Below are 25,286 nucleotides of genomic sequence, written 5' to 3' on the forward strand. Positions count from 1 at the left end.
ATACAGAAAAGCCCGCATTGTCATGCGGGCTTTTTCATGGGCGCTCGGAAAGCAGTTTCAGCATTACCACTGCAAGGTGATTCGACTCTCGAACTCCCGCAATTCCCCGGTCACCGGGTCAATGAAGCGCAGGCCCTGCGCAAGCAGCTTCAACGGATTGGCGTAGTCGTCCTCGACATCTTTCAACACAGTCGGATAAAACGGATCGTTGCAAATACTCGCTCCCAGCGACGTCATGTGCACCCGCAACTGATGCTTCTTGCCCGTCACGGGATACAGGCCATAGCGCCACAGATCACCATTTTTCTCACGCACCTCGACCGCCGTTTCGGTATTGCTGGCGCCAGGCCCTTCTTGCATGCGGAAAAACGGCTCGCCATCGACCAACCGGCTCTTGTGCACCAAAGGGAAATTCAGCTCGGGCAGCGCCGGGGCGATCGCTTCATAGCGCTTGTCGATCTGCCGCGTCGGGAACAACGACTGATAGGCCGAGCGGGTTTGCGGGTTGGCCGAGAAGATCACCAAACCTGCCGTGTGCCGGTCGATGCGGTGCAGCGGCACCAGATGCGGATTGTCCAGCCGACGGATCAGCCGGCGCAGCAGGGTTTGTTCGACATATTCCCCGGCCGGGGTGACTGGCAGAAAATGAGGTTTGTCGGCCACTACCAGATGTTCGTCAGCGTAGAGAATCGACTCGAGCACCGGGATCGGCTTCTCGTCCGGCACTTCGCGAAAGTAGTGAATGCGCAGACCTTCCTTGTACGGCAAGTCCAGCGCAATCGGCTGGCCCTGCGCATCCAGCACCCGCCCGCGAGCAATCCGGTCAAGCCATTGCTCGCGGCCGATGGCACTGAAGTGCTCGCACAGGCAATCGAGCACTGTCAGCCAGGGACCGGGCGGCAAATACAAGGTGCTGGCCTGATTGTGCGCAGCGGAAAATACGGGGCTGGTCATACGAAACAGAAATCCTCAATGCAGGCCGGCATTATCCAACAGTGAGGCAAAGCCACCTAGCGCAGTTTCATCAGGCCGGAATCGACTTGAGGGCCGCCGCTTCGGTGAACTCCTTCAGCCAGCGCAAGACATCGACCGCCTCCCAGCGACCCGGATCGTACAAGGCATACAGCAGGCCCTGATAACCGACCACATCCAGTTGCTTGTGATACCCGGCGCGTTGAAACAGGGCTTCGATTTCGGCAAAGCAGGTGTTGAAATGCAGCTTGTTGAACGGCGTCTTGCCTTCCGTGACCAGCCCGTCCAGGCGCAATTCGAGGACGGCCTCGCGCACCACGTCGACCGACATCCGGTTAACGCTGCTCTTCAACTGTTCGACATTGACCACGGTTCATCCCTCTGACTCGATTGCTGTATGGACATACAGTAACCGAAGAAGTCAGCGAGCGCCAACGCAAGGATGTATCGCTGCGACCAGCGGAAGAACGGTAGTAAACCCCATCATCGTAAAAACGCTGCGATTTCATCGCCACTGAACGGCCAATCCAGCTCCGCGCCAGTGTCAACGCGCCGCAGTACCGGGATGCGCAAGCTGTATTTTTCGAACCACGATTCGTCTTCGGCGATGTCCACCAATTCAACCAGCAGACCATGCTCGACGAAGGGCATCAGCTCGGCTTCGGCAACTTCACACAGATGACACCCGAGGGTGCCGAACAGCTGACATTCTGGAGGCATGACGGCATTACCGGAAAACAAGTGAGCCCATTCTAGGACGCCACTAAACCCTCGTCGACCCGGCGCCGCTCAAAGGACCCAGCGCTCCCGGCGCAAAATCCTGACGCAAATCATTCAGCGCAAATTGCAAATGCGTCATCCTCGCGGACTTTTTGCCTCTACGCTTCAGAGGCCAACGCCCTGACAGCGGAGTGTCCCGTGTTTGCAAATCTGTTGATCATCCTCGCCTCATCCCTGGTGGTGATTGCCCTGTTCCGGCGCCTGCGACTGCCGCCGGTGCTGGGTTACCTGTGCGTGGGATTACTGGTCGGGCCGAACGCATTCGACTGGGTCAACGAGAGCGAACATCTGCCGGATGTCGCCGAGCTGGGCGTGGTGTTTCTGCTGTTTTCGCTAGGCCTGGAGTTCTCCCTGTCGAAGATGATTGCGCTGCGTCAGGTGGTGTTTCGCCTCGGCAGTCAGCAAGTGCTGATCAGCGCAGCGCTGCTCGGCACCCTGTTGATGGGCCTGGGTATGCCGCTGATGCCGGCGCTGTTGCTCGGTGCCGGATTATCGCTGTCATCCACGGCGATCGTGACCAAGGAGCTGGGCAGTCTTGGTGAAGTGTTCAGCAGCCACGGCCAGAACGCGGTCGGCGTGTTGCTGTTTCAGGACGTTGTCGCGGTATTGCTGCTGACACTGGTTCCGGTCTTCGCCGGCACCAGCGAGCAGGCCTGGTATTGGGCCTTGCCGTTGACCCTGGGCAAAACCTTGGTGCTGTTCTTCGGCCTGCTGCTCGCCAGTCGCTGGTTATTGCCACGGCTGTTTCATGAAGTGGCGGCCTCGCGTTCGGCGGAGCTGTTCGTCCTGCTGGCGCTGGTGATCGTGCTGCTGACTGCCTGGCTCACGCACTTGCTGGGGCTGTCGCCTGCACTCGGCGCTTTCCTTGCCGGCATGTTGCTCGGGGAAAGCCATTACCGGCACCAGATCGAAGCTGACATCCGGCCCTTTCGCGACATTCTGCTCGGCGTGTTCTTCGTCAGCATCGGCATGCTCATCGACCTGCAACTGTTCGTCAGTCACAGCCTGTTGATCATCGGCCTGACGCTTGGCCTGATGCTGATCAAGGGCACCGTGGTCGCGCTGCTGGTGAAGTGGCGCGGCAGTGACAGCGAAACCGCGTGGCGCAGCGGTCTGGCCCTGGCCCAGGGCGGGGAGTTCTGTTTTGCCTTGATGGCGCAGATGCAGCAGAACAGTCTGTTGCCGGCCGAGCCGGGGGCGCTGCTGCTCGCGGCGACGTTCTGTTCGATGCTGCTCACGCCACTGCTGTTGCGTGCGGCGCCGCGCATTGCGGCCGTGCTGCACCGCAAGCCCAATCAGGAAGCGCAGATCGAACAGATCAGCGCGCTCAACGCCGACCTCGACCAGCACGTGGTGATCTGCGGCTACGGTCGCGTCGGCCAATCCATCGGCCGCTTCATGGGCAATGCGGGGCAAGCCTATGTTGCGCTGGACAACGATCCGGTGCGGGTGCAGGAAGCCGCATCCGCGGAAAGCGACGTGCATTACGGCGACTCGTCGCGTGGCGATCTGCTTACTGCGGTTGGCCTGTTGCGCGCCAGGCTGCTGGTGATTGCCGTGGATCAAAGTGACGTGGCGTTGCGCATTCTGCGTGAAGCCCGCCGCCTCAACCGACAGGTGCCGATTCTGGTACGCACCCGTGACGACAGCCAATCGGCGGAACTCAGAGCCGCCGGCGCCACCGAGGTGGTGCCGGAGCTTCTGGAGTCAAGCCTGATGCTCGCTTCACACGCGCTGATCATGCTTGGCCTGCCCGCGCACAAAGTGCAGGAGAAGGTCGATCAAGTGCGTATCGATCGCTATCGCCTGCTCCACGGTTTCTATCCCGGAGCCAATGATGAGGAAATCTAGTCCTGACTCACCGCGCCGATCTTGTGCAGCGACAGGTCGGCGCCGTAATACTCTTGTTCCTGACTCAGGCGCAGCCCATGCAATGCCTTGATCGCGCCGTAGACGACGAAGCCGCCGACCAGCGCCACTGCCACGCCAAGCGCAGTGCCGATCAACTGGCTGATCAGGCTGACGCCGCCCAGGCCACCCAGCGCAGACTGACCGAAGATGCCGCAGGCAATCCCGCCCCACACGCCACACAAACCATGCAACGGCCAGACACCCAAGACATCATCGATGCGCCATTTGACTTGCGCAGCGGTAAAGCACCAGACAAACAAGGCTCCGGCGATCGCGCCGGTCACCAGTGCTCCGACAGGATGCATCAGGTCGGAGCCGGCGCAAATCGCCACCAGCCCGGCCAGCGGGCCGTTGTGCAGAAAGCCCGGGTCATTGCGCCCAACGATCAACGCCGCGACGGTACCGCCGACCATGGCCATCAGCGAGTTGACCGCGACCAGGCCACTGACGCCTTGCAGCGTCTGCGCGCTCATCACGTTGAAGCCGAACCAGCCGACAATCAGGATCCACGAGCCCAGTGCGAGAAACGGAATGCTCGACGGCGCGAACGCGACCAGGCGTCCATCGCGGTAGCGACCATTGCGCGGGCCGAGCAGCAGAACAGCCGCCAACGCCAGCCAACCGCCCACGGCATGCACCACCACCGAGCCGGCGAAATCATGGAATGCCGCGCCAAACTGCGCCGCCAGCCAGCCTTGCAAACCGAAGTTGCCGTTCCAGATCAGCCCTTCGAAGAACGGATAGATAAACGCCACGATCAGCGCCGTCGCGCACAACTGCGGGACAAACCGCGCGCGTTCGGCAATGCCGCCGGAAATGATCGCCGGGATCGCGGCAGCGAAGGTCAGCAGAAAGAAAAACTTCACCAGTCCATAGCCATGGTCAGCCGTGAGCACCGCCGCCGGTTGCATGAAGGTGACGCCATAGGAGATCCAATAGCCTATAAAGAAATAGGCCAGGGTCGACACGGCGAAGTCGCTGAGGATTTTCGCCAGCGCGTTGACCTGGTTCTTCTGCCGGACCGTGCCGACCTCCAGAAAGGCGAAACCGGCGTGCATCGCCAGTACCATCACCGCACCGATCAGAATGAACAACGTGTTGGAGCTGTGAACCAGCGTGTCCACAGCGCTTTGCAGATTTTCCATGAGGAGGCAGACCCAAGGCTAAAAGGCACCAAAGCGGTTCATGTGTGCATTTCATGCACCAAATTACGACTCATCAAATATCCAACGGCAGGGTTGATGAACTGATTTGGCGCATATATCGATGTCTGATCACGAACCGCGAGCAAATGAATTAGAGTTTTCTGCTCGGACGCCCGGCAACAGCGCACATACGCCGAGCGGCGCACCACGACACAGCAAAAGTTGTACCAGGCATTTGCACTGAACCTTCGCGCAAGGCTCATACTCGAACGCTTCAAAGCCACCTACGGAGATCCACCCATGGCCAGCATCAAGGCAAAGACTGCTCAAGAAATCCTGATGAACGACTTCCAGACTCTGGTCGCCGACACCGAACGCTTGCTCGAACACACCAAGACCCTCGCGGGTGATCAGGCCGATGAGCTGCGTGCCCAGATTCATGACAGCCTGCTGCGTGCCCGGGAAACCCTGAAGGTGACCGAAGACACCCTGCGTGAGCGCGGTCAGGCGGCCGTAACCGCTACTGAAGACTATGTGTCGGCCAACCCATGGCAGTCGGTGGGCATCGCTGCCGGCGTCGGTTTTCTGATCGGCCTGCTGGCAACTCGGCGCTGATCATGTCGATCGGTGAATCCGGCCCGACTGCGGGCACCGCCTCCTCCACGCGTCGCCTCGGCGCTGCCGTTCTGGGCCTGCTGCACAGTCATGTCGAACTGTTCGGCATCGAACTGCAGGAGCAGAAATCACGCACTGTCAGCCTGCTGCTGTTCGCCGGCCTGGCGCTGGTTTTTGCCCTGCTGTTGCTGGTAGGTCTGTCGACGCTGGTGATGATCATCTTCTGGGACACCTACCGCCTGGCGGCGATCATCGGCCTGTGCGTGTTTTACACGCTGGCGTCGATCTTCTGCGGTCTGCGCCTCAAAGCGGCGATTTTCGATGAGTCCTCGCCTTTCCACGGCACGCTCGAAGAGCTGGCCAATGACCGGGAGCGCCTGCTGCCATGAGCCTGCCTGAACTTCCGCACAACAGCTCGCGCCGGGAAATGCGCAAGGCGCTGATCCGCCTGCGCATGGAAATGCACCGTCAGGAAATCCGCCACGAAACCGCGCAAGTGCTGCAACCGTTGCAGCGCATGCGTGGCATGAAGCAGAACGTGCAGGACGGTTTCGGCATCAAGCATGCGCCGTTGTGGGGCGTGGCGGCGGTGACGCTTCTGGGTTTCCTCACCGGCAAAGGCTCGAAACGCAGCAGTGGTGGCGGTTTGACGCGACTGCTGCGTCTGGGCACGACGCTTGGGCCGCTGATCAGACTGGTCATGCACAGCTCGGGCAAACGCTGAAGCGCCCATCTGGCTACATTCTTGCAATAGCGCCGGGATGAATCTCCTTATCGGGAGATTCCATCCCGCGTGCCTATCCGGCAAGCGCGGCCAAACCAAAAACAAGATTAAGGACTTGCCGTGATCGACGGGCAACCGCTCGCCTGTTTTCAGCCTTTCATCGATACCGCCACCGGCCGCATTGCAGGCGTCGAAGCATTGGGTCGCCTGCGTCAGAGCGATGGTCAACTGACCTCGGTAGGACCGTTGTTCGCCGATCCGCGCACGCCGGCCACTGCCTTGCGCCGTCTCGATCGGCAGATCCGTGACCACGCCCTCAGCCGCCTGCATGAAGCGCCGGCCGAGTGGTTTCTCAGTCTGAACATGTCGCCACGCTGGATCAGCCGGCTACGCGCCGATCAAGCGCTGCCAAGTCTCAAACAACTGGCGCGACACGAGGTTGATCCGCAGCGCATCGTATTTGAAATCACCGAACTGGGTGGTAACAGCGAACGCCTGGCCCACGTGGTCGAGCGCTACCGTGACGCAGGGGCGAGAATCGCCATTGATGATTTCGGCGCAGGCTATTCGCAGCTGGATCGGGTCCTGGCCCTGCAACCGGACATTCTCAAGCTCGATATGCGCCTGTTTCAGGCTGCGGCCCTCGGCGGACCGAGCAGCGATGTGGTCAAGGCTCTCGCCCAGATGGCCGAGAAAACCGGCTGCTGGATCATCGCCGAAGGCGTCGAAACCGAAGCGCAGCTGAATTTCGCGCTGGAGTGCGGCTCGCGCTATGTGCAGGGATTTCTCTTCGCCCGAGCACAAGAAGAATTCTTCGCTACCGATGCCTTCGTCGCGCATTTCGCGCAATTGCGGCAACGCTACGTGAAGCAGAAACTCAGCGAGCGCGGGCGGCTGATGCAGATGCGTCAGCAGCTCAGCGAACTGATGGCGATTCTGCAGCAATGGGCGCAGGCCCGCGCCCCGCTCAGTGCGTTGCCGCAATTGCAGGCGTTTCCCTGGCTGCTGCGCTTTTATCAGTGCGACCGCCACGGCACGCAACTGACTCCCAACCTCGAATGGCGGCATGACGGCTGGTTTGCCGATGACCGCTATCTGGGGCACAACTGGTCGTGGCGACCGTATTTCTATCATCTGCTGGCCGAAGGCTGGGAAGAACGCCGCCTGACCCTGTCGAACACCTATCGCGATGCCACCAGCAACCAGTATTGCCTGACTGCGGGGCAGTTTTTCGATAACGGTGAACGCTTGCTGTTGATCGATATCGACGCAGCAGGCCTGTAGTTCCGCTTGCAGGCGCGCAGCCGAACCGGGAAGCTAGGGCGATCAGTCACCAGACGGAGAGATTCAGCCTTGGATTGGCCAACCCTGCTCAACCGCGAACGCCTCGGCAAGCCGCTGCACAGCCCCCAAGAACTCGGCCGCAGCCCTTTTCACAAAGACCATGACCGCATCATTTTCTCCGGGGCCTTCCGCCGCCTCGGGCGCAAGACCCAAGTGCATCCGGTCACCAGCAACGATCACATTCACACGCGCCTGACCCATTCGCTGGAAGTCAGTTGTGTCGGCCGTTCGCTGGGCATGCGTGTCGGTGAAACCTTGCGCAGCGCGCTGCCAGACTGGTGCGACCCGGCCGACCTCGGCATGGTCGTGCAGTCGGCCTGCCTGGCCCATGACATCGGCAATCCGCCATTCGGCCATTCCGGCGAAGACGCGATTCGCCACTGGTTTCAACAAGCCGCCGGACGTGGCTGGCTGGACGGCATGAGCGAGGCCGAGCGTGGTGATTTCCTCAATTTCGAAGGCAATGCTCAAGGCTTTCGCGTGCTGACGCAGCTGGAATATCACCAGTTCGATGGCGGCACGCGCCTGACTTACGCGACGCTGGGCACCTATCTGAAGTACCCGTGGACCGCGCGCCACGCCGACTCCCTCGGCTACAAGAAACACAAATTCGGCTGCTACCAAAGCGAACTGCCGCTGCTCGAACAGATCGCGCACAAACTCGGTCTCCCGCAAATCGAAGACCAGCGCTGGGCACGCCATCCATTGGTGTACTTGATGGAGGCTGCCGATGACATCTGCTATGCGCTGATCGATCTCGAAGACGGTCTGGAAATGGAGCTGCTCGAATACGCCGAAGTCGAGTCACTGCTGCTCGGTCTGGTCGGCGACGATTTGCCGGAAACCTATCGCCAGCTCGGCCCGCAGGATTCCCGGCGGCGCAAACTGGCGATCCTGCGCGGCAAGGCCATCGAGCACCTGACCAACGCGGCAGCGCGAGCATTTGTCGAACAGCAGGATGCCCTGCTCGCCGGCACACTGCACGGCGATCTGGTCGAACACATGCACGGGCCGGCAAAGCGCTGCGTGTTGAACGCCAAGGACATCGCGCGCAAGAAGATCTTCCAGGACAAGCGCAAGACGCTGCATGAGATCGGCGCGTATACCACGCTGGAGATTCTGCTCAATTCGTTCTGCGGTGCCGCGCTGGAGCAGCACAACGGCCGCACGCCGTCGTTCAAGAGCCGGCGTATTCTCGATTTGCTCGGCAACAATGCGCCGGACCCTCAAGGTTCGCTGCACCGTTCGTTTCTGCGCATGATCGATTTCATCGCCGGCATGACCGACAGTTACGCCAGTGACATGGCACTGGAAATGACCGGCCGCTCAAGTCATTGATCGTCCCGCATCAGCCGGCCATTGGTCTGGCCGGCTGATGCCCGGTGAGTTTTCGCCACGAACGTTATACGCGTTCTTTAAACTGGTCAGACTGGATCGCGCTGACCCAGGCAACCAAACAAAACGAACCGCACTTGTTAAACACAACTTTAAACACCAGTAAATAATTGGAGATCAATATTGGCTCTCGGATAATTTCCATCTTCGGCGAATTGAACGCTCGTGCTTCCTTACGCCAATCCTAATTTCAACGTAGTCCATTTCTTCATTACGCGTAGGATTAATCCGATAACGTAGTCGCGACACTACCAGTCCATGCGAGTGCTCATGCATCTGAGCTAAGGTGCGCGCTTTATTCATGCTTGCATGGGACTCTATTTATGAACTCCGTTTTTATTGTGGACGATCATCCGGTCATCCGCCTCGCCGTGCGAATGCTCCTGGAACATGAAGGCTACAAGGTCGTCGGTGAGACCGATAACGGTGTCGATGCCATGCAGATGGTCCGTGAATGCATGCCCGACCTGGTCATTCTCGATATCAGCATTCCCAAGCTGGACGGCCTCGAAGTACTGGCCCGCTTCAACACCATGGGTTCCAATTTCAAGATTCTGATTCTGACGGCGCAGTGTCCTACGCTGTTCGGTATCCGCTGCATGCAATCCGGTGCATCGGGATATGTCTGCAAGCAGGAAGACTTGAGCGAATTGGTCAGCGCAATCAAAGCGGTACTTTCCGGTTACAACTACTTCCCCAGTCAGGCACTTAATCCGGTGCGCAGCGATGACACTCGATATGCAGAACTTGAACTATTCAAATCCGTTAATGATCGCGAGCTGATGGTATTGCAGTTATTTGCACAAGGACGCACCAACAAGGAAATTGCCAAGGGCATGTTTCTGAGCAACAAGACCGTCAGCACTTATAAAAAGCGTCTGATGCAAAAACTCAAAGCCAGATCCCTTGTAGAACTTATCGAGATGGCCAAACGCAACGCACTCGTGTGAGACCCCACATGCCCAGCCGTCTGAAGGACTACCTGATCACCTTGAGCGCCGTTCTGTATCTGAGCGCCAATGCCTTCGCCTCGCCAAGCCCCTCACCCGACTATGCGTTGCTCAGCCGCTCGGCAACCGAGGCTGTCGGGATTGTCCTGCAATCGTCACAACGGCAATGGCTACAGACTCGCAGCGAACTGAAACTGGGTACCTCCGCACCTGATTACCCGCCATTCGACATGACCGTCAGTGGCCAGGACTACGAGGGACTGACCGCCGATTACGCAGGGATTCTCGGTCAAGCCACCGGTTTGCCGATTCGCGTGCAACGCTTTCCCTCGCGCGAGGCTGCCATTCGCGCCTTGATCGATGGCCAGATCGACCTGCTTGGCACAGCCAACGGCTACGAAGCAGGCAATGCCAACCTCGCGCTCTCCACACCTTACGCGGTCGATCAGCCGGTACTGGTGACCCGCGAAGATGAAACCCGCTCGCTAACCGAAGGCCTCGCCGGCCTGCGCCTGAGCATGGTGTATCACTATTTGCCGCTGCCGGAGATCAAGGCGCTGTATCCCAAAGCGCTGATCACCTGCTATCCGTCCTATCAGAACGCAATCAACGCGGTGGCCTTCGACCAGGCCGATGTGTTTCTCGGCGACACCCTCTCCACCCATTACATGATCAACAAGGGCTATCTCAATAACGTCCGCATGGCCAACTTCGGCAAGCAGGAAGCCCATGGCTTCAGCTTCGCCGTGCGGCGCAGCAATCCGCAGTTGCTGGGCATCATCGACACAGTGCTCGCAGCGATCCCGCGCAGCCAGCGCGATGACATCGCCAAACGCTGGAGCGCCGGCAGCGACCTGCTGCTCACCGACAGTAAACTCCAGCTGACGGATCGTGAGGAGAACTGGCTCAAGCAGCATCCCGTCGTCAGCGTAGTGGTCAATGAAGCGTACGCACCGTTGACCTTCTTCGACAGCGCCGGCAATTTCCGCGGCATCAGTGCCGACCTGCTCGAACTGATTCGCTTGCGTACCGGCCTGCGTTTCGAGATTCAGCGCAGCCGTAACGATGCGGAAATGATCAGGCAGATCGACAATCACAAGGCCGATCTGATTGCCGCCCTGCTGCCCAGCGCCGAACGTGAAAAAAACCTGAATTTCAGTCGCCCCTACCTGGAAAACTCCTACGTGCTGCTGACCCGCAAAAGCGCCGACAGCCCGACCAACCTGGCCCAACTCAAAGGCAAGCGGCTGGCGATCGCCCAGGGCAACCCGCTGGTCGCCTACTTGCATGAGAATTTTCCGGGTATCGAACTGATCGAAACGCCCGACACGTTCAGCGCCGTATCGATGCTGGCCGACAATCACGTCGACGGCGCGGTGAACTCGCTGGTGATCGCCAACTATTTCATCTCCTCGCGCATCTTTGACCGGCCACTGCAAATCACCACCACCATCGGCACCAGTCAGGCCGCCTTCTCGCTGGCGACCGCCCGTGACAACACCGAACTGGCCTCGATCATCAACAAGGCGCTGCTGAGCATCGCTCCCGAGGAGCTCGGCGTGATCAACGGCCGCTGGCGCGGTTACTCCACGGCATCACAGAACATCTGGCAAAACTACCAGCGCCTGTTCTACCAAGTAGTCGCAGCCGCCGGCCTGATCCTGCTGCTGTTGTTGACGTGGAACGCCTACATGCGCCACCAGATCAAGCAACGTCAGGCTGCCGAACGCGCGCTGAACGATCAACTGGAGTTCATGCGCTCGCTGGTTAACGACACACCACACCCGATTTACGTGCGAGATCGCCAGGGTCTGCTGCAAAGTTGCAACGACAGTTATCTCGAAGCGTTCAACGCCAGACGCGAGGACATCATCGGCAAAGGCGTCGTGCAAGGCACCCTGAGCAACGCGTTCGAGGCCGAGGCGTTCCAGGCCGATTACCAGAGAGTCATTGCCGAAGGCATTCCCTTGATACTCGACCGGCCTCTGCACATCGGCAGCCGCCGCCTGACGATTTACCACTGGATACTTCCCTACCGCGACTCCAGCGGTGCCGTTCAGGGCATCATTGGCGGCTGGATCGATATCAGTGAACGCCGCCAATTGTTTGAAAAACTGCGTGCGGCCAAAGAACAGGCAGACGAGGCGAACCGGGCCAAAAGTACCTTCCTGGCAACTATGAGCCACGAGATCCGTACACCGATGAACGCCGTGATCGGCATGCTCGAACTGACCCTGCGACGCATCGATCCGCAACACCCCGATCGCGCTTCGATCGACACGGCCTACCATTCGGCCAAGGATCTGCTCGGGCTGATCGGCGATATTCTCGACATTGCCCGTATCGAATCCGGGCGCCTGAGCCTGTCCCCGGAGTGGATCAATCTGGTCGACACGGTGACCTCCGTTGCGCGCATCTTCGACGGCCTAGCGCGGCAGAAAAACCTTGCCTTGCAAGTCGTCTTCAACCCGCCGAACCCGGCTGTGGATGTGCACCTGGATCCGCTGCGCTTCAAGCAAGTGCTGTCCAACCTGGTCAGCAATGCCATCAAGTTCACCGAAAGCGGCCACGTGCGGATCACCCTCGACCTGATCCCGGCAGACGCTGCTGGGCGAACATTGATGCAGCTGACCGTGCAGGACAGCGGCTCAGGCATCAGCGCCGAAGATCAACAGCGCTTGTTCGAACCTTTCTCGCAGGCGGATAACGGCAGTAGGCAGGCAAAAAACGGCGCCGGACTCGGGCTGGTCATCAGTCGCAACCTGTGCGAAATGATGGGCGGACAACTGCAGTTGAGCAGCCAGCCCGGCATCGGCACTCAGGTTTGCATATCGCTGCCGCTGGACAGCCTGCCGGCAAAGGCGAATCCGCCGAAAAGCGAACCGTTGATCAAGCCTGCGACAACGCCGTTACATGTCCTGGTTGTCGACGACCATCCGGCCAACCGTTTGCTCATGTGTCAGCAACTGGAGTTTCTCGGTCATCGCTTCAGCATTGCCGAAGATGGCTGCAGCGGCCTCGAGCGGTGGAAGGCCGATCATTTCGATCTGGTGATCGTCGACTGCAACATGCCCTTGATGAACGGCTATGACATGACCCGTGGGATTCGCCAGCTTGAACTGCAAAACCACCGCCCGCCGTGCACCGTGCTGGGTTTCACCGCCAATGCCCAGCCCGAAGAAGTCCAGCGCTGCAAGCTCGCCGGCATGGACGACTGCCTGTTCAAACCGTTGAGTCTGACCTTGCTCGGACAATGGATCGACGGCATCACGCCGGCATCACCGGCCTCGGTCTTCGACCTGCAAAGTCTGAGCCTGCTGACCGGCAACAACCCCGGGCAAACCCGGCGCATGCTGGTGGAACTGCTCAAGAGCAGCCGTCTCGACCGCGAAGAACTGCTGAGGCTGTCGCCCGAGGATGATCGCGAAGCGCTGGCAGTGGTTGCGCACAAGATCAAGGGCGCAGCACGCATCGCGCAGGCCTCGCGGTTGATCGAATGTTGCGATGAGCTCGAGGACGCCTGCCAGCAAGCGCTCGCGTCACAGGAGATTGCCCGTCGCTGGGCGGCAACCAGCCAAGCGATGCTCGAACTGGCGCAGGCCCTGCAACAGCAATTGACCCTGGCCGATCAAGGCACAGTGAGCGAGTCTTAACTATGCTTGGACGCTGAGCAGTGAGTTAAACATTCATGGAGAGCCTGCAATGCACAGCCCACTGCGCCCCGAGCAACGCCGGTTGCCGCTGCACGTGCACATCAGCGTCATGTTCACCTTTCTTTTATTGCTCACGGGCGTGGTGCTGGGCCTGTTCAATTACCACCAGACCACGCAGATCATCCTGTCGAGCAGCGAAAAGCTGTTTGACCGCATCGAGCAGGATGTACGCCTCGATCTGCAGGCAACCTATCAGCCGATCCGCAACCTGTTGAGCCTGCTGGCGGATACCACGGCAGCCCAGGCTAGTGATCTGGAACAACGCCTGCCCTTGCTCAAACCCTTCAGCCAGTCGCTCACCGACAACCCGGCGCTGGCGTCGCTGTATCTGGGTTACGCCAATGGCGATTTCTTCATGGTGCGCGCGCTGCGTACTCCGGCTCTGAAGGCACAGCTTCAGGCGCCGGAAGCGGCGGCCTATCAAGTCTGGAGCATCGAGCATGCTCCACAAGGCGCCATACGCTCGCAATCATTGTTCTTTGATCAGGCCCTGACACCGATCAACCGCCGCGAGCATCCCCAAGAGCCGTACGATCCGCGCAGCCGGACCTGGTTCAGCGACGCCCTGCAACAGGCCGGGCAAATCACCACCGAGCCCTATGTATTTTTCTCGACCCACAATGTCGGCACCACGCTGGCCCGGCGCAGCGGCGAGAACGCGGTGATCGGCGCCGACCTGACCCTCGCTTCGCTGTCGACCGCCCTGGGCAAGCACCAGGTCACGCCTTCGACAGAGATCGCGCTGTACGACACCGACGGCAACGCCGTGGCTTACCCCGACAGCCATCGCCTGATCGTCGATGACCGCACTGCGCGGCTGGCCAGAGCGGCCGATCTCAGCCCTGAGCTGAACGCGCTGCTCAGCTCCGACAATATCGGCAAGCGTCTGCAAGTAAACGACCGGCAATGGATCGTCGCACGCACCGGCATCGAGGAAGGCGGGCCGAAAGGTCTGCAACTGGCGCTGCTGGTGCCGGAAGACGAATTACTGGTGGATGCGTTCCGGATGCGCTGGCAAGGCGCGCTGATCACCCTGGCCATCCTGTTGCTGTGCCTGCCATTGGGCTGGGTGATTTCGCGGATTCTGGTCAAGCCGCTGCATGCCCTGGTCAAGGAAGCCGACGCGATCCGCAGCTTCGACTTCAGTTCTCCGCTGGCGCGCCGCTCTCCTGTACTGGAAGTCGATCAATTGAGCCTGTCGATGGCGCGGATGAAAGAAACCCTGGGCAGTTTCTTCCGCATCACCGACAGCCTGTGCGCCGAAACCCGGTTTGCCCCGCTGCTCGAACGTGTGCTGTTCGAAACCGTACAGATCGCTCAGGCGCAGGCCGGTCTGATCTACCTGCGCGAAGCCGACGGCGCGCGCATGGAGCCTTATGGATTGGTCATCGATGGCGTGCCGCAGAAGCTGGAGGCGTTCGACATTGAGGGACGCGAGCTGCATAAGAACACCGGCCCGGCGTGGTTCGAGCAACTGGCCAGCGCCAACAATACCGTCAGCCATCTGGGCTTCGATCAGGCCGGCGACTTGCAGAAAATCCTCCTCGCCATGGAATCACCGCGCATTCACCTGATCGGCATCCGCCTGCACAACCAGCACGATGAAACCATCGGCCTGCTGATTCTGCTGGTCAATGACAGTGGTGAGCCGAGTGATCTGGAAAAGCTGCGGCCTGACCGAATTGCCTTCTTGCAGGCGGTGTCCGGCGCGGCGGCGGTGAGCATCGAAAGTCAGCGTCTGCAAGCGCGGCAGAAACAACTGCTCGACGCCTTCATCCAACTGCTGGCCAGCGCGATCGACGCCAAGAGCCCCTACACCGGCGGCCATTGCCAGCGGGTGCCGGAACTGACGTTGATGCTCGCCCAGGCTGCTGCGGCAAGCCAGGACCCGGCGTTCACCGGCTACCAGCCGAGCGAGGATGAATGGGAGGCGTTGCACATCGCTGCGTGGCTGCACGATTGCGGCAAGGTCACGACGCCGGAATACGTGGTCGACAAAGCCACCAAGCTCGAGACCATCAACGACCGCATCCACGAAATCCGCACCCGCTTCGAAGTGCTCAAGCGTGACGTGTGGATCAACTACTGGCAGACGCTGGCAAGCGGTGCAGACGAAGCGGCGCTGGCCCGCGACCGTGATAGTGAGTTGCTGATGCTCGACGACGACTTCGCCTTTGTCGCCCGCTGCAATCTCGGTGGCGAGGCCATGGCCGAGGCTGATCTGCAACGCCTTGACCAAGTGGCGCAACGCACCTGGCTGCGCACTCTCGATGATCGGCTCGGTGTGTCATGGGAAGAGAACCGCCGCCAGGCAAAAAAACCTGCACCAACGCTGCCCGTCAGTGAAACCCTGCTGGCCGACAAACCCGAGCATCTGATCGAACGCGACAAGAGCGAACTGATCCCCGAGGACAATCCCTGGGGCTTCAAACTCGATGTGCCCGCGTACAAGTACAACCGCGGCGAGTTGTACAACCTGAAGATCGGCCGCGGCACGCTGACCCGCGAAGAGCGCTACATCATCAACCATCACATGGTGCAGACGATCATGATGCTCAGCCACCTGCCCTTCCCCGGTCACCTGGACAGCATTGCCGAGATCGCCGGCGGCCATCATGAAAAAATGGACGGCACCGGGTATCCGAAACGGCTGAAACGCGAGGAGATGAGCCTGCCGGCGAGGATGATGGCGATTGCCGATATTTTCGAAGCGCTGACTGCCGCCGATCGCCCTTACAAGAAGGCCAAGTCGCTGAGTGAAGCGCTGGGGATCATGGCGACCATGTGCCGTGAAGCGCACATCGATGCGCCGTTGTTCGGCCTGTTCATCAACGAAGGGGTGTACATGCAGTACGCGACGCGGTTTCTCGATCCCGCGCAAATCGACAGCGTGGATACGGCCAGCCTGTTGCACAAGGCTGGCCTCGGCGGTTGATCAGCAGTCGGTCAGGCGCAGGAAAATCGCCGCCAGTTGCTCGATGCCGGCCTGATCTTCGGCGCCGAAACGCGCCAGCTTCGGGCTGTCGAGGTCGAGCACGCCGATCAGGCGACCGTCCTTGACCAAGGGCACTACCAGTTCGCTGTTGGAAGCGCTGTCGCAGGCAATGTGGCCCGGGAAGGCATGTACATCCTCGACGCGCTGGGTTTGCAGACTGGCAGCAGCGGCGCCGCAAACACCGCGCCCGAACGGGATGCGCACGCAAGCGATCTGGCCCTGAAACGGGCCGAGCACCAGCTCTTCGTTACGATTGAGGTAGAAACCGGCCCAGTTCAAATCATCGAGCTGGTTGAACAGAAATGCGGAAAACTGCGCGGCATTGGCGATGAAATCGCGCTCGTCCGCCAGTAGCGATTCCAGTTGCGCGGCCAACATACCGTAGCCTTCGAGGCCCTGGCCGCTTTGTTGCAAATCAATCATGCCTTGTGCTCCAGCAATTTCAGTCCCACCCAGTAGCGGGCGAATTGATACGCGCAACGTCCGTTGCGATTACCGCGGCCGGTGGCCCAGCGCACGGCGAGGATGTCGAGTGCTTCGTCGCGCTGCCAGCTCAGGCCGGCCTTGGCGGCCAACTGGCCGATCCAGTGCTCGACGACGTTGAGAAAATGTTCCTGGGTAAACGGGTAGAACGACAGCCACAGGCCGAAACGGTCGGACAGGGCGATCTTGTCTTCCACCGCTTCGCTCGGGTGCAGTTCGCCGTCGACGCGCTTCCAGTTTTCGTTGTCGCTTTCCTTTTCCGGCACCAGGTGGCGGCGGTTGGAAGTGGCGTACAACAAGACATTGTCGGGGGCCTGCTCGAGCGAACCGTCGAGCACGCTTTTCAGCACGCGGTAGTCGCCTTCGCCGGATTCGAACGACAGGTCATCGCAGAACAGCACGAATCGTTGCGGCAATTTGGCGACTTGCTCGACCACGCGTGGCAGGTCAGCCAAGTGATCGCGTTCGATCTCGATCAGACGCAGGCCGGCACCGGCGTGCTCGGCCAGCAACGCACGCACCAGCGAAGACTTGCCGGTACCGCGTGAACCCCAGAGCAAGGCGTGGTTGGCCGGCATGCCATCAAGAAATTGTTGTGTGTTGCGCCCCAACTGCTCCAACTGCCGGTCGACGCCGATCAGGTCGGACAGACGCATGTCGAGGCTGACTTCCAGCGGCAACAGGTAGCCGCTGCGACCGTCACGCTGCCAGCGCGCTGCCAGGCATGTGTTCCAGTCAATGACGGGGCGCGGTGCCGGCAACAGTGGTTCGATTCGCGCCAGAACCGACTCGGCGCGTTCAAGAAAAGCATTCAATCGGGAATCCACGTCTTCTCCTCGGGCACTTTCACAGTGATGATGACGATCCAGCGACGACACACAGATAAAATCGCCTCAGCAAGCCTTGTTACAAGGCGATTCGGGAACCTCGGTATCCCTGCATGATCGACTATGCTTGAGCAGCGAAGGGAAACGGAAGTGGTTCAACAACCCATGGATATCAAATTCACCCACCGGCTGTCTTACAAGCAAGCCAGGCTTACCGTGCTGGTCGGGTTCATTCTGGGCACCCTGCTCAGTCTGCTGCAGATCGGCATCGATTATGCCAGCGAAGACGCTTCCATCAACCGTGAAATCCTCGCGCTGCTGGAAATCAGCCACAATCCGGCCTCGCGCATCGCCTATAACATCGACGCCGAGCTCGCGCAGGAGCTCACCCTGGGCCTGCTGCGCTCGCCCGCGATCATCGCCGCGCAACTGATCGACAACAACGAGACCGTGCTGGCCAGCGTCAAACGCCCGGAACTGCAGAGCAGCTATCGGCTGATCAGCGACTTCCTGTTCGGCGCCAAGCGTCATTTCGAAGATCGTCTGTACCTCGACCACTTGCCCAACGAATCCCTCGGCGTTCTCAAGCTTGAAGTCGACACTTATGCCTTCGGCAGCCGCTTCCTGCGCCGCGCGGAAGTCACCCTGCTCAACGGTTTTGCCCGCAGCCTGCTGCTGACCGGGATCCTCCTGGCGCTGTTCTACGTGATGCTGACCAAGCCGTTGGTGCGGGTCATCCGTGAGCTCAGCGGTCGCGACCCGCGCAGCGCCGAGCCGACCACGCTCGAGTGCCCGGCCGGCCACGGCAACGATGAAATCGGCGTGCTGGTCAAGGTCGCCAATCAGCAGTTCGAGAACATCGCCACCGAAATCCAGCAACGGCGCACCGCGGAAAACCGCCTGACCGAATACCTCGCGCAACTGGAAGACATCGTCTCTGCGCGCACCGCCGAACTCAAGGCAATCAACGCCCGCCTCAGTCAATCCAACGAAGAGCTGGAAGTGGCCCGCCGCACTGCGCTGGACATGGCCGAAGCGCGTTCGGCGTTTCTGGCCAATATGAGCCATGAGATCCGCACGCCACTCAACGGTTTGCTGGGGATGATCGCGCTGTCGCTGGATGGCCCGCTCAACGCCGAGCAGCAGCAACAACTGTCAATCGCCCACGACTCGGGCAAGGTGCTGGTGGAACTGCTCAACGATATTCTCGACCTGTCGAAATTCGACGCCGGGCAACTGGAGCTGGAAAACATCCCCTTCGACCTCGGTTCGCTGATCGAAGACACCGCCAACCTGCTCTCGCAGAACGCCGCGCCAAGCGTCGAGCTGACCTGTCTGATCGAGCCGCACTTCCCGGCGCTGGTGCTGGGCGACCCGACCCGGGTGCGGCAGATCGTCAGCAACCTGCTGTCCAACGCGCTGAAATTCACCCGCTTCGGTCGGGTCGATGTGCGTCTGTCGGCGTACAAGGGTGGCGTGCGCATCGAAGTCTGCGACACCGGCATAGGCATCGCCCAGGAAGCGCAGGTGAAAATCTTCCAGCCGTTCACCCAGGCCGGCGCCGGTATCACCCGTCAGTACGGCGGCACCGGGCTGGGGCTCGCGCTGACGTACAACCTGTGCGAGGCGATGCAGGGTCGGCTGACCATCAGCTCCGAAAGCGGCTTCGGCAGCCAGTTCTGCGCCGAACTGCCACTGCCCTCTCACACCCGCGCGCTGCCGCCGATACCGTTACGCGGCAAGGTTCTCGCCATCACCGCTGCCAGCAGTGGCCTGGCGGAATTGCTGAAAAGCCTGTTGCCGGTGTGGGGCCTGGAATACACGCAGCGCACTATTGATGATTCGCTGCTGGGCCTGAGTCCGGATGTGCTGATCACCGATTGCCCGGAATGCCTGTTCGGTCTGCGCCCTAGCATCACCGCGCCGATTCTGCTGGTGACTGCTTACGGCAGTTTTCTGCCCAGCGAAGAAGCCGCCGCCCTCGCCCCCTTGCAGCAGCAAGCCCGGCCGCTGGCGCGCAACGCGCTGTACCAGCATCTGCGACGGATTCTGCAACCGGACGCCGCCACCCTCAGCGAAGCACAAGCGGATGCCTTGCCGTCCGCGCGCCGGGGCAAGGTGCTGCTGGTCGAGGACAACCCGGTCAATCAACTGGTCGCCAAAGGCATGCTCGGCAAGCTTGGCTGCGATGTAGTGGTGGCGGGGCATGGTGCCGAGGCGCTTGATCAACTGGAGTTTGCCGATTTCGATCTGGTGCTGATGGACTGCAACATGCCGGTGATGGATGGCTATGAAGCCAGTCGGCAGATTCGCCAGAGCGGGCGCTGGCCGAGTCTGCCGATTGTCGCGCTGACCGCCAATGCCATGTCCGAGGAACGCGAACGCTGCCGCGCGGCGGGCATGAGCGACTATCTGGCCAAACCGTTTCGCCGCGAAGAACTCGCCGCGTTGCTTGATCAGTGGATGCCGACTACTAAAGCCCTTTGATCTGCCCGAGCAAATGATCGAGGCCGGCGCGCAAATCATTGAGCCGGTCGAGATCTACGCCACTGTCGCAGAGCAGGCGCGCCTTGAGTGGCCCGACCTGCTCGCGCAGTGCTGTTCCGGCAGGCGTCAGGCTCAGGTGCATCTCGCGTTCATCCCGCGCCGAGCGCCGACGCTGGACCAGATCGCTCTGCTCCAGACGCTTGAGCAAAGGCGTCAACGTCCCCGAGTCCAGCGCCAGACGTTCGCCCAAGGCCTTGACCGTCGGTTGCTCCGGCGCAGCATCCTGCCATTCCCACAGCACCAGCATCGCCAGGTACTGCGGGTAGGTCAGGCCCAACTGATCGAGCATCGGCTTGTAGGCGCGAATCACCGCCCGCGAGGCCGCGTACAGCTTGAAGCACAACTGGCTGTCGAGCTTCAGCGAATCAACCGCCAGGCTCATTTCAGCAGAGCTTCGATCTCGCCGCTCAGGTCCTGCGGCTTGGTCGTCGGGGCGAAACGCTTGACCAACTGGCCATCCTTGCCGATCAGGAACTTGGTGAAATTCCACTTGATGCCCTGCGAGCCGAGCAGGCCCGGGGCGCGCTTCTTCAACTGCACGAACAGCGGATGAGCATCGGCGCCGTTGACGTCGATCTTCTTGAACAGCGGGAAGCTGACGCCGAAATTCAGTTCGCAGAACTCGCTGATGGCGCCCTCATTGCCCGGCTCCTGTTTGCCGAACTGGTTGCACGGGAAACCCAGTACCACCAGCCCTTGATCCTTGTAGGTTTGCCAGAGTTCTTCGAGGCCCTTGTATTGCGGAGTGAAGCCACACTTGCTCGCGGTATTGACCACCAGCACGGCTTTGCCGGCGAAATCGGCCAAGGTCTTTTGCTCACCCTTGATGGTGGTGCACGGGATATTCAGCAGGTTGTCGCTCATGGGTCGGCTCCGCAATGGTCAGGAAGGCGCAAACATAACGAGCAATTGAATTGTGTGCAATCTAATTGACCGATAAAAAGGCGACGCGATGTCGCCTGTTTCGGTTATTCCCGGGGCTCGAGATTCAGGCACACCGAGTTGATGCAATAACGCAGGCCGGTCGGTGGTGGGCCATCCGGGAACACGTGGCCCAAGTGCGCATCACAGCGCGCGCATTTCACTTCGGTGCGGATCATGCCGTGGCTGGTGTCGCGGATCTCAGTCATCGCGCTATCGCCGATCGGCGCGTAAAAGCTCGGCCAGCCGCAGCCGGAGTCGAATTTGGTCTTGGAGTCGAACAGCGGCTCGTTGCAGCAGACACAGTGGTAGACACCGTCGGTTTTGGTGTTGTTGTATTTGCCCGAAAACGGACGCTCGGTGGCACTCAGACGGCAGACGTTGTACTGCTCGGGGTCGAGCATGGCACGCCATTCTTCCAGGGTTTTCTGCAACTTTTCCATCATCACACCTCAGCGGCTGAAAAAGCCCGATCTGTACCTTTTCCACGGATCGGGCGGCACGTATGATTGCGCCTCGTCACGCGCCAGTCTGGCAGCCAGACCGGGCGCATTCAAACGGATTCTGAGCGCTAAAGCGCCAGACCTCCGCCTGTGCGAAGACGCAGCAATCCCAGTACGGTTGTCCATTTGCCGCCTGGATCGTTCATTTTCGGGATCACATCGCCATGCAGTTCAGCAAATCGAACAAGCTCGCCAACGTCTGCTATGACATTCGCGGCCCGGTGCTCAAGCACGCCAAACGACTGGAAGAGGAAGGCCAGCGCATCCTCAAGCTGAACATCGGCAACCCGGCGCCGTTTGGTTTCGAAGCGCCGGACGAAATCCTCCAGGACGTGATCCGCAACCTGCCGACCGCGCAAGGTTACAGCGACTCCAAAGGCCTGTTCAGCGCGCGCAAGGCGGTGATGCAGTACTACCAGCAGAAGCAGGTTGAAGGTGTCGGCATCGAAGACATCTACTTGGGCAACGGCGTTTCCGAGCTGATCGTGATGTCGCTGCAGGCGCTGCTCAATAATGGCGACGAAGTGCTGGTGCCAGCCCCGGACTATCCGCTGTGGACCGCTGCCGTCAGCCTCGCTGGCGGTAACGCCGTGCATTATCTGTGCGACGAAGGTGCCGACTGGTTCCCGGATCTGGCCGACATCAAGGCCAAGATCACCCCGAACACCAAGGCCATGGTGATCATCAACCCGAACAACCCGACCGGTGCGGTGTACTCGAAGGAAGTGTTGCTGGGCATGCTGGAAATCGCCCGCGCGCACAACCTGGTGGTGTTCTCGGACGAGATCTACGACAAGATTCTCTATGACGACGCCGTGCACATCTGCACCGCTTCGCTGGCCCCGGATCTGCTCTGCCTGACTTTCAACGGCCTGTCGAAATCCTACCGCGTGGCCGGTTTCCGCTCCGGCTGGATCGCCATCTCCGGGCCGAAACACAACGCGCAGAGCTACATCGAAGGCATCGACATGCTGGCCAACATGCGCCTGTGCGCCAACGTGCCGAGCCAGCACGCAATCCAGACCGCGCTGGGCGGCTACCAGAGCATCAACGATCTGGTGCTGCCGCAGGGTCGCCTGCTGGAGCAGCGCAATCGCACTTGGGAGTTGCTCAACGATATTCCCGGCGTCAGCTGCGTGAAGCCGATGGGCGCGTTGTACGCGTTCCCGAAAATCGACCCGAAGGTCTGCCCGATCCATAACGACGAGAAGTTCGTGCTTGATCTGCTGCTTTCCGAGAAGCTGCTGGTGGTCCAGGGCACGGCATTCAACTGGCCGTGGCCGGATCACTTCCGCGTGGTCACCCTGCCCCGCGTCGATGATCTGGAAATGGCCATCGGCCGCATCGGCAACTTCCTCAAGTCCTACCGCCAGTAATGGCCAGCAGTGCGCAACGGATTGACTGTTGCGCACTGTCTGATTCAGCAACACATCTTTGTTCCGCGCCTTTGCAGCCCTTCTACACTTGCGATGCGAGCCGTACAGACGTGTCTGACCTAATGGCGGCGGGGCGAAAGGCTGTGTCATCCGTGTCGGAATCGAGGGTGGGAATTTTCTTTTTCCTCAAGAAACCGCTGTAGGACACAGTTTGAAATAGTCACTCGGTTGAATAGCCCGGTGCCGCACCTTATATACCCCGCAGTACGCTACATCTTTAGCTTGAGGAGAGTTCTACAACCATGATGCGCATCCTGCTGTTTTTGGCCACTAACCTGGCGGTCGTGCTGATAGCCAGCATCACCCTGAGCCTGTTCGGCTTCAACGGGTTCATGGCGGCCAACGGGGTCGACCTCGACCTCAGTCAGCTGCTGGTCTTCTGTGCGGTCTTTGGTTTCGCCGGCTCGCTGTTCTCGCTGTTCATCTCCAAGTGGATGGCGAAGATGAGCACCGGTACGCAAATCATCAGCCAGCCACGCACTCGTCATGAGCAATGGCTGCTGCAAACGGTCGAGCAATTGTCCCGCGAAGCCGGGATCAAGATGCCTGAAGTCGGGATTTTCCCGGCCTACGAAGCGAATGCTTTCGCTACCGGCTGGAACAAGAACGACGCGCTGGTCGCGGTCAGCCAGGGCCTGCTCGAGCGATTCTCGCCCGATGAAGTGAAAGCCGTACTGGCCCACGAAATCGGTCACGTCGCCAACGGCGACATGGTCACGCTGGCTCTGATCCAGGGCGTGGTGAACACCTTTGTGATGTTCTTCGCGCGGATCATCGGCAACTTCGTCGACAAGGTCATCTTCAAGAACGAAGAAGGCCAGGGCATCGCCTATTACGTGGCGACCATCTTCGCCGAACTGGTGCTGGGCATCCTCGCCAGCGCAATCGTCATGTGGTTCTCGCGCAAGCGCGAATTCCGTGCCGACGAAGCCGGCGCCCGCCTGGCCGGTACCAGCGCGATGATTGGTGCTCTGCAACGTCTGCGCGCCGAACAGGGCCTGCCGGTGCATATGCCCGACACCCTGAACGCCTTCGGCATCAACGGTGGCATCAAACAGGGCTTCGCCCGCATGTTCATGAGCCACCCGCCGCTGGAAGAGCGTATTGACGCACTGCGTCGTCGCGGTTGATTTGATCGCAATAAAAAAGAAGGCCCGCAGTGATGCGGGCCTTTTTTTGTATCTTCAGATCATGCGTTGTCAGCAAAGTCCCATTCGCGAGCAGGCTCGCTCCCACCTTTGAAACGCATTCCCCTGTGGGAGCGAGCCTGCTCGCGAAGACGCCGGAGCTGCTAATAAAAAACTATCTGGAAGAAACCCGATAAACCCGCTCCACCAACCACTCAACCCCGCCCTGTAGAAACTTGGGGCTCTCAGCCAGAATATCTCGCTCTTCCAGTTTCTCCAGCTGCCAACCCTGGCCCAGCAGCCGCTGCGCCTCATCATCATTCACCGCAAACGGCGGTCCCGGGATCTGCGTCTGATCGTAATCCAGGGTAATCACCAGCCCTTTCATCTCCGGCGCCAGCAAGTGCTGCAAATGCGCCGCGTAGCGCTGGCGCATTGCGTCCGGCAAGGCAATCAGCGCGGCGCGGTCATATAGCGCAGTACAATCTGCGACGTCCTCGGCCGTCAGCGCAAAAAAATCACCGCACCACAATTCGAACGCAACACTGCGATAAACCTTGAATGCGCCCTTCTCGCTGATCTGCGGCTGCAACTGATGTTCGCTGAAAAACTCCTCGACAGCCTTTTCCGCTAGCTCAACCCCAATCACCTGGTGTCCCTGCCCGGCAAGCCAGAGCAGGTCCAGACTCTTGCCGCACAGCGGCACCAGCACGCGTGCCGACGGTGCAATCGCCAGCTCCGGCCAATAGCGCTGCAAATACGGGTTGGCCTCGGCCTGATGAAAGCCGATCTGGTTCGAATCCCATTTCTTGTACCAAAACTCAGGCTGCATGGATCACTCCCGAAAAACCGATGAAAAACCGCAGAAACTTATATTGGATTCAGATCGATGATCTGA

22 protein-coding genes are annotated in these 25,286 nt (G+C 60.1%); 12 read left to right on the forward strand and 10 right to left on the reverse strand.

The window, feature by feature from the left end; genetic code table 11:
• Positions 1-63: 63 nt before the first annotated feature.
• The 3 genes from AB9L16_RS17635 to AB9L16_RS17645 form a co-directional block, all read right to left on the reverse strand.
• Entirely contained in the window at positions 64-954 is an 891-nt protein-coding gene (locus tag AB9L16_RS17635) for a pseudouridine synthase (RefSeq protein ID WP_256809694.1), read from the reverse strand.
• Positions 955-1,024: 70 nt separating this feature from the next.
• Positions 1,025-1,342, reverse strand: coding sequence for a hypothetical protein (locus tag AB9L16_RS17640; protein WP_016770837.1), 318 nt, complete (start codon positions 1,340-1,342; stop codon positions 1,025-1,027).
• 113 nt (positions 1,343-1,455) lie between these two features.
• On the reverse strand, positions 1,456-1,692 hold the full coding sequence (locus AB9L16_RS17645) for a glutaredoxin family protein (RefSeq protein ID WP_016770838.1): 237 nt from the start codon (positions 1,690-1,692) through the stop codon (positions 1,456-1,458).
• Between the two features lie 198 nt (positions 1,693-1,890).
• Between AB9L16_RS17645 and AB9L16_RS17650 the strand changes: the two genes are divergently transcribed.
• Positions 1,891-3,603 carry a monovalent cation:proton antiporter-2 (CPA2) family protein gene (locus tag AB9L16_RS17650; protein ID WP_095182190.1) on the forward strand — a complete coding sequence of 571 codons (1,713 nt, stop codon included), beginning with the start codon at positions 1,891-1,893 and terminating at the stop codon, positions 3,601-3,603.
• Here the strand turns inward: AB9L16_RS17650 and AB9L16_RS17655 are convergent.
• Positions 3,600-4,808 (reverse strand): ammonium transporter, encoded by a 1,209-nt coding sequence (locus AB9L16_RS17655; RefSeq protein WP_041478438.1) that lies wholly within the window; start codon positions 4,806-4,808, stop codon positions 3,600-3,602. The genes AB9L16_RS17650 and AB9L16_RS17655 overlap by 4 nt on opposite strands.
• 300 nt (positions 4,809-5,108) lie before the next feature.
• On the opposite strand from AB9L16_RS17655, the gene AB9L16_RS17660 reads away from it, so the two are divergent.
• The 8 genes from AB9L16_RS17660 (at position 5,109) to AB9L16_RS17695 (ending at position 16,484) form a co-directional block, all read left to right on the forward strand.
• On the forward strand, positions 5,109-5,423 hold the full coding sequence (locus AB9L16_RS17660) for a YqjD family protein (RefSeq protein ID WP_016770842.1): 315 nt from the start codon (positions 5,109-5,111) through the stop codon (positions 5,421-5,423).
• Between the two features lie 2 nt (positions 5,424-5,425).
• Positions 5,426-5,812, forward strand: a complete 387-nt coding sequence (locus AB9L16_RS17665) for a phage holin family protein (RefSeq protein WP_008079909.1) — start codon at positions 5,426-5,428, stop codon at positions 5,810-5,812.
• On the forward strand, positions 5,809-6,147 hold the full coding sequence (locus tag AB9L16_RS17670; RefSeq protein WP_016770844.1) for a hypothetical protein: 339 nt from the start codon (positions 5,809-5,811) through the stop codon (positions 6,145-6,147). The genes AB9L16_RS17665 and AB9L16_RS17670 overlap by 4 nt, the downstream gene beginning before the upstream one ends.
• A gap of 120 nt (positions 6,148-6,267) precedes the next feature.
• Positions 6,268-7,431: an EAL domain-containing protein gene (locus tag AB9L16_RS17675; protein ID WP_095182192.1), complete on the forward strand. Its 1,164-nt coding sequence runs from the start codon at positions 6,268-6,270 to the stop codon at positions 7,429-7,431.
• Positions 7,432-7,500: 69 nt separating this feature from the next.
• On the forward strand, positions 7,501-8,829 hold the full coding sequence (locus tag AB9L16_RS17680; RefSeq protein WP_252868034.1) for a deoxyguanosinetriphosphate triphosphohydrolase: 1,329 nt from the start codon (positions 7,501-7,503) through the stop codon (positions 8,827-8,829).
• Between the two features lie 380 nt (positions 8,830-9,209).
• Complete coding sequence (locus AB9L16_RS17685; RefSeq protein ID WP_041478434.1) at positions 9,210-9,836, forward strand: response regulator transcription factor; 627 nt, start codon at positions 9,210-9,212, stop codon at positions 9,834-9,836.
• Between the two features lie 8 nt (positions 9,837-9,844).
• The gene (locus tag AB9L16_RS17690; RefSeq protein ID WP_375122478.1) at positions 9,845-13,489 is read left to right on the forward strand and encodes a transporter substrate-binding domain-containing protein; all 3,645 of its coding nucleotides are present in this window, start codon (positions 9,845-9,847) and stop codon (positions 13,487-13,489) included.
• A 49-nt stretch (positions 13,490-13,538) separates the two neighbouring features.
• On the forward strand, positions 13,539-16,484 hold the full coding sequence (locus tag AB9L16_RS17695) for an HD domain-containing phosphohydrolase (protein ID WP_375122479.1): 2,946 nt from the start codon (positions 13,539-13,541) through the stop codon (positions 16,482-16,484).
• Here AB9L16_RS17695 and AB9L16_RS17700 read toward each other — a convergent pair whose 3' ends face one another.
• Complete coding sequence (locus AB9L16_RS17700; protein ID WP_016770850.1) at positions 16,485-16,967, reverse strand: GAF domain-containing protein; 483 nt, start codon at positions 16,965-16,967, stop codon at positions 16,485-16,487. It abuts the gene before it with no gap.
• On the reverse strand, positions 16,964-17,854 hold the full coding sequence (locus tag AB9L16_RS17705) for an ATP-binding protein (RefSeq protein WP_041478431.1): 891 nt from the start codon (positions 17,852-17,854) through the stop codon (positions 16,964-16,966). Before AB9L16_RS17705 ends, AB9L16_RS17700 begins: the two co-directional genes overlap by 4 nt.
• Positions 17,855-18,019: 165 nt before the next feature.
• Here AB9L16_RS17705 and AB9L16_RS17710 point away from each other — a divergent pair, with 165 nt between their 5' ends.
• Positions 18,020-20,341 (forward strand): response regulator, encoded by a 2,322-nt coding sequence (locus tag AB9L16_RS17710; protein WP_375122480.1) that lies wholly within the window; start codon positions 18,020-18,022, stop codon positions 20,339-20,341.
• Here AB9L16_RS17710 and AB9L16_RS17715 read toward each other — a convergent pair.
• From AB9L16_RS17715 to msrB, 3 genes are all read right to left on the reverse strand, one after another.
• Positions 20,328-20,783 (reverse strand): MarR family winged helix-turn-helix transcriptional regulator, encoded by a 456-nt coding sequence (locus AB9L16_RS17715; RefSeq protein WP_056788501.1) that lies wholly within the window; start codon positions 20,781-20,783, stop codon positions 20,328-20,330. The two genes, AB9L16_RS17710 and AB9L16_RS17715, sit on opposite strands and share 14 nt — an antisense overlap.
• Entirely contained in the window at positions 20,780-21,265 is a 486-nt protein-coding gene (locus tag AB9L16_RS17720) for a glutathione peroxidase (protein WP_016770854.1), read from the reverse strand. The genes AB9L16_RS17715 and AB9L16_RS17720 overlap by 4 nt, the downstream gene beginning before the upstream one ends.
• Before the next feature lie 104 nt (positions 21,266-21,369).
• Positions 21,370-21,765 carry a peptide-methionine (R)-S-oxide reductase MsrB gene (msrB, locus tag AB9L16_RS17725; RefSeq protein ID WP_041478500.1) on the reverse strand — a complete coding sequence of 132 codons (396 nt, stop codon included), beginning with the start codon at positions 21,763-21,765 and terminating at the stop codon, positions 21,370-21,372.
• A gap of 224 nt (positions 21,766-21,989) precedes the next feature.
• Between msrB and AB9L16_RS17730 the strand changes: the two genes are divergently transcribed.
• Positions 21,990-23,201: a pyridoxal phosphate-dependent aminotransferase gene (locus AB9L16_RS17730; protein WP_016770856.1), complete on the forward strand. Its 1,212-nt coding sequence runs from the start codon at positions 21,990-21,992 to the stop codon at positions 23,199-23,201.
• Positions 23,202-23,503: 302 nt separating this feature from the next.
• Entirely contained in the window at positions 23,504-24,391 is an 888-nt protein-coding gene (gene htpX, locus AB9L16_RS17735; protein WP_007908619.1) for a protease HtpX, read from the forward strand.
• A gap of 172 nt (positions 24,392-24,563) precedes the next feature.
• Here htpX and AB9L16_RS17740 read toward each other — a convergent pair whose 3' ends face one another.
• Complete coding sequence (locus AB9L16_RS17740; RefSeq protein WP_256809700.1) at positions 24,564-25,220, reverse strand: thiopurine S-methyltransferase; 657 nt, start codon at positions 25,218-25,220, stop codon at positions 24,564-24,566.
• Positions 25,221-25,286: the final 66 nt, after the last annotated feature.

The sequence above is a fragment of the Pseudomonas sp. LW8 genome (assembly GCF_041956865.1).
Taxonomy (GTDB): domain Bacteria; phylum Pseudomonadota; class Gammaproteobacteria; order Pseudomonadales; family Pseudomonadaceae; genus Aquipseudomonas; species Aquipseudomonas siliginis.

Bases quoted from the DNA above. Each gene is read 5' to 3' on its own strand.
- AB9L16_RS17695 (WP_375122479.1), top strand. From the start codon at position 13,539: ATGCACAGCCCACTGCGCCCCGAGCAACGCCGGTTGCCGCTGCACGTG.
- AB9L16_RS17710 (WP_375122480.1), top strand. From the start codon at position 18,020: ATGGATATCAAATTCACCCACCGGCTGTCTTACAAGCAAGCCAGGCTT.
- AB9L16_RS17715 (WP_056788501.1), bottom strand. From the start codon at position 20,783: ATGAGCCTGGCGGTTGATTCGCTGAAGCTCGACAGCCAGTTGTGCTTC.
- AB9L16_RS17665 (WP_008079909.1), top strand. From the start codon at position 5,426: ATGTCGATCGGTGAATCCGGCCCGACTGCGGGCACCGCCTCCTCCACG.
- AB9L16_RS17730 (WP_016770856.1), top strand. From the start codon at position 21,990: ATGCAGTTCAGCAAATCGAACAAGCTCGCCAACGTCTGCTATGACATT.
- AB9L16_RS17685 (WP_041478434.1), top strand. From the start codon at position 9,210: ATGAACTCCGTTTTTATTGTGGACGATCATCCGGTCATCCGCCTCGCC.
- AB9L16_RS17690 (WP_375122478.1), top strand. From the start codon at position 9,845: ATGCCCAGCCGTCTGAAGGACTACCTGATCACCTTGAGCGCCGTTCTG.
- AB9L16_RS17655 (WP_041478438.1), bottom strand. From the start codon at position 4,808: ATGGAAAATCTGCAAAGCGCTGTGGACACGCTGGTTCACAGCTCCAAC.
- AB9L16_RS17660 (WP_016770842.1), top strand. From the start codon at position 5,109: ATGGCCAGCATCAAGGCAAAGACTGCTCAAGAAATCCTGATGAACGAC.
- AB9L16_RS17670 (WP_016770844.1), top strand. From the start codon at position 5,809: ATGAGCCTGCCTGAACTTCCGCACAACAGCTCGCGCCGGGAAATGCGC.
- htpX (WP_007908619.1), top strand. From the start codon at position 23,504: ATGATGCGCATCCTGCTGTTTTTGGCCACTAACCTGGCGGTCGTGCTG.
- AB9L16_RS17645 (WP_016770838.1), bottom strand. From the start codon at position 1,692: ATGCCTCCAGAATGTCAGCTGTTCGGCACCCTCGGGTGTCATCTGTGT.
- msrB (WP_041478500.1), bottom strand. From the start codon at position 21,765: ATGGAAAAGTTGCAGAAAACCCTGGAAGAATGGCGTGCCATGCTCGAC.
- AB9L16_RS17740 (WP_256809700.1), bottom strand. From the start codon at position 25,220: ATGCAGCCTGAGTTTTGGTACAAGAAATGGGATTCGAACCAGATCGGC.
- AB9L16_RS17635 (WP_256809694.1), bottom strand. From the start codon at position 954: ATGACCAGCCCCGTATTTTCCGCTGCGCACAATCAGGCCAGCACCTTG.
- AB9L16_RS17700 (WP_016770850.1), bottom strand. From the start codon at position 16,967: ATGATTGATTTGCAACAAAGCGGCCAGGGCCTCGAAGGCTACGGTATG.
- AB9L16_RS17720 (WP_016770854.1), bottom strand. From the start codon at position 21,265: ATGAGCGACAACCTGCTGAATATCCCGTGCACCACCATCAAGGGTGAG.